This window comes from Nocardia sp. CC201C (genome assembly GCF_030010695.1).
Lineage (GTDB): Bacteria > Actinomycetota > Actinomycetes > Mycobacteriales > Mycobacteriaceae > Nocardia > Nocardia otitidiscaviarum.
In genome coordinates, this window is record NZ_JASCXP010000633.1 from 1 (window position 1) to 2,699 (window position 2,699).

General features: G+C 69.4%; 2 protein-coding genes and 1 pseudogene. 1 reads left to right on the forward strand and 2 read right to left on the reverse strand.

Going from position 1 to position 2,699, the window contains the following annotated elements; all coding sequences use genetic code 11:
* Together QK444_RS35225 and QK444_RS35230 are read right to left on the reverse strand one after the other, a co-directional pair.
* Positions 1-287 (reverse strand): annotated as a pseudogene (locus tag QK444_RS35225) (hypothetical protein); the annotation flags it as partial.
* A gap of 199 nt (positions 288-486) precedes the next feature.
* Positions 487-1,890: an NAD(P)H-quinone dehydrogenase gene (locus QK444_RS35230; protein ID WP_029925603.1), complete on the reverse strand. Its 1,404-nt coding sequence runs from the start codon at positions 1,888-1,890 to the stop codon at positions 487-489.
* 201 nt (positions 1,891-2,091) lie between these two features.
* Between QK444_RS35230 and QK444_RS35235 the strand changes: the two genes are divergently transcribed.
* Positions 2,092-2,571 (forward strand): gamma-glutamylcyclotransferase, encoded by a 480-nt coding sequence (locus QK444_RS35235; protein ID WP_282786317.1) that lies wholly within the window; start codon positions 2,092-2,094, stop codon positions 2,569-2,571.
* The last annotated feature ends 128 nt before the right edge of the window (positions 2,572-2,699 follow it).

Genomic DNA, 2,699 nt, shown 5'->3' on the forward strand with positions numbered 1-2,699 from the left:
GTCTCCCCCTGCGGTACCGGCTGCTCCGGATTGACGCCCGGCTGGCTCGGCGTGGGCCGGTTCTCGGGCTTGCGGGTGTTGTCCGGCTGCGGGGCCGGGGCCCCACCGGTGCGGGGCTGTACCTCCGGGTTCCCGCCCTCACCCGGCTGCGCCGGCGCGGTCGGCGAGGCGTTGGGATCGTTCGGAACGGCATTGGCCGGGGTGGACATCAGTGTGGCCGCCACGGCCGCACCCGCCACCGTTAGGGAGGTGCTCACCTTCATGCGGTTCGGCTTGCGGTGCTTCACTTCTCGTGTATCCCTTTCGATCCCTCATCCCGCGCGCGTCACGCGGGTGACCGCGAGTTCGCACCGGTAGGGACCGGAAAGGGTTGCACCCCCGACAATCTCGCGATCGCCCGACCGATCGCTTTCCCGCCGCGAAGTGAATCACACTGCGCGGCCAGCGGCAAGGCGGCAGGTGTTCCCAACACCGGATGTTCACCCGTCAGTCGAGATCATCATGACGCATGAGTTGCCGCGCCGCCTCGGTAACGGAGCCGGTAAGGGAGGGATACACCGAGAATGTCTGCGCCAGATCGTTCACCGTGAGGTTGTTCTGCACCGCCAGCGCGATCGGCAGGATCAGCTCGGACGCGATCGGGGCCACGACCACGCCGCCGATCACCACACCGGTCGCCGGACGGCAGAAGATCTTGACGAAACCGCGGCGCAGGCCCGACATCTTGGCGCGCGGATTGGTGTTCAGCGGCAGCATGACCGTGCGGGCCGGGACCTCGCCGTTGTCGATGGCGGTCTGGCTGACGCCCACGGTCGCGATCTCCGGGCGGGTGAACACCGCCGAGGCGACCGTCTTGAGGCGGATGGGCTGCACGCCCTCGCCCAGCGCGTGATACATGGCGATGCGGCCCTGCATGGCGGCCACCGAGGCCAGCGGCAGCAGGCCGGTGCAGTCGCCCGCGGCGTATACGCCCGTCGCGGTGGTGCGCGAGACGCGGTCCACGCGCAGGTAACCCCCCTTGTCGAGTTCGATGCCGAGCCGCTCCAAGCCCAACCCCTGGGTATTGGGCACCGAACCCACGGTCATCAGGGCGTGCGAGCCGGTGACGGTGCGGCCGTCGGAGAGTTTCGCCACAATGCCGTCCGCGGTGCGCTCGACCGCGTCGGCGCGGGCGTGCTTGACCAGTTCCACACCGCGCTCGGCGAGGGCGTCCTCGAGCACGAGCGCGGCGTCGGCGTCCTCACCGGGCATGACGCGATCGCGGGAGGAGACCATCTTCACCTTCACGCCCATCTCGGTGTAGGCGGAGACGAATTCCGCGCCCGTGACACCGGAACCGACCACCACCAGGGTCTCCGGGAGTTCCTTGAGGTCGTAGAGCTGCCGCCAGGTGAGGATGCGCTCGCCGTCGGGCTCCGCGCCGGGCAGCACGCGCGGGCTCGCGCCGGTGGCGATCAGCACCACCTCGGCCTCGAGCACGCGCTCCTGACCGTCGAACGTGGTGGCCTTCACCAGGTGGGTGGCCAGACCCGGGGCCTGGTCGATGATCTCGCCGCGGCCGTGCAGCACGGTCACGCCCGCGGTCTGCAACTTGGTCTTGATATCCGAGGACTGCGCCTGCGCGAGCGCCTTCACGCGCGAATTCACCTCGGCCAGCCGCACCTGCGCCTGCGACGGGTGCACGGTGATGCCCAGATCGCGGGCGCGCCGCAGATCGGTACGCACGCCGGTGGACGCGATGAAGGTCTTGGACGGCACGCAATCCCACAGCACACACGCGCCGCCGATGCCGTCACTGTCGATCAGCGTGACCGGCGCCCCGTGTTGGGCCGCCACCAGCGCCGCCTCGTATCCGGCGGGGCCGCCTCCGATGATCGCAATGCGGGTCATTGTTCCTCCGCTTCAGCTCGGCAACCGGGATCTCCGGCGCCTACCAAACTGTATTTTCCGCCCTCCGCCACGTTCCCGGCGGGTGCGGGCCGGTCACCCCGCCTGTCGAACGCGTCACACGCACACCCCGCCCCGCCCGTCGAACAATCGGATACCGCGGGGATCGGAACACCGGGTGGCTACATTCGATAGGCTCATACGGTGCCGATTTACGCCGCCTATGGATCCAACATGGATCCGGAGCAGATGCTCAAGCGCTGTCCGCACTCCCCCGTGTACGGAACCGGCTGGCTGGAGGGGTGGCGCCTCACCTTCGCCGGGGACGACATCGGCTGGGAGGGACCGCTGGCGACGGTGGTCGAGGAGCCCGGTTCGCGCGTGTTCGTCGTGCTCTACGACGTTCCCGACGACGACGAGGTGAGCCTCGATCGCTGGGAGGGCTCGGACTTCGGGATCCACAAGAAGATCCGGCTCCGCGTCACCCCCAGCCCCGGCACCGGCACCCAACCGGTGTTGGCCTGGCTCTACGTGCTGGACGCCTACGAGGGCGGGCTGCCGTCGGCGCGCTACCTCGGGGTCATCGCCGACGCCGCCGAGAAGGCGGGCGCGCCGGAGGAATACGTCCACGCGCTACGCACCCGCAACAGCAAGAACGTGGGACCCGGCACCTTCGGGCTCTGATCCGCACGCCGCCCGAACCTTTCCCGTTCCAGCAGGATCGGCCCTGACCCGGGCCGTTCCCCACTCCAGCACGCTCAGCTCTACCGCCGCGCTCGGCCCTACGTCGGCGAGCGGGCCCACCACAGCGA

Bases quoted from the DNA above. Each gene is read 5' to 3' on its own strand.
- QK444_RS35230 (WP_029925603.1), bottom strand. From the start codon at position 1,890: ATGACCCGCATTGCGATCATCGGAGGCGGCCCCGCCGGATACGAGGCG.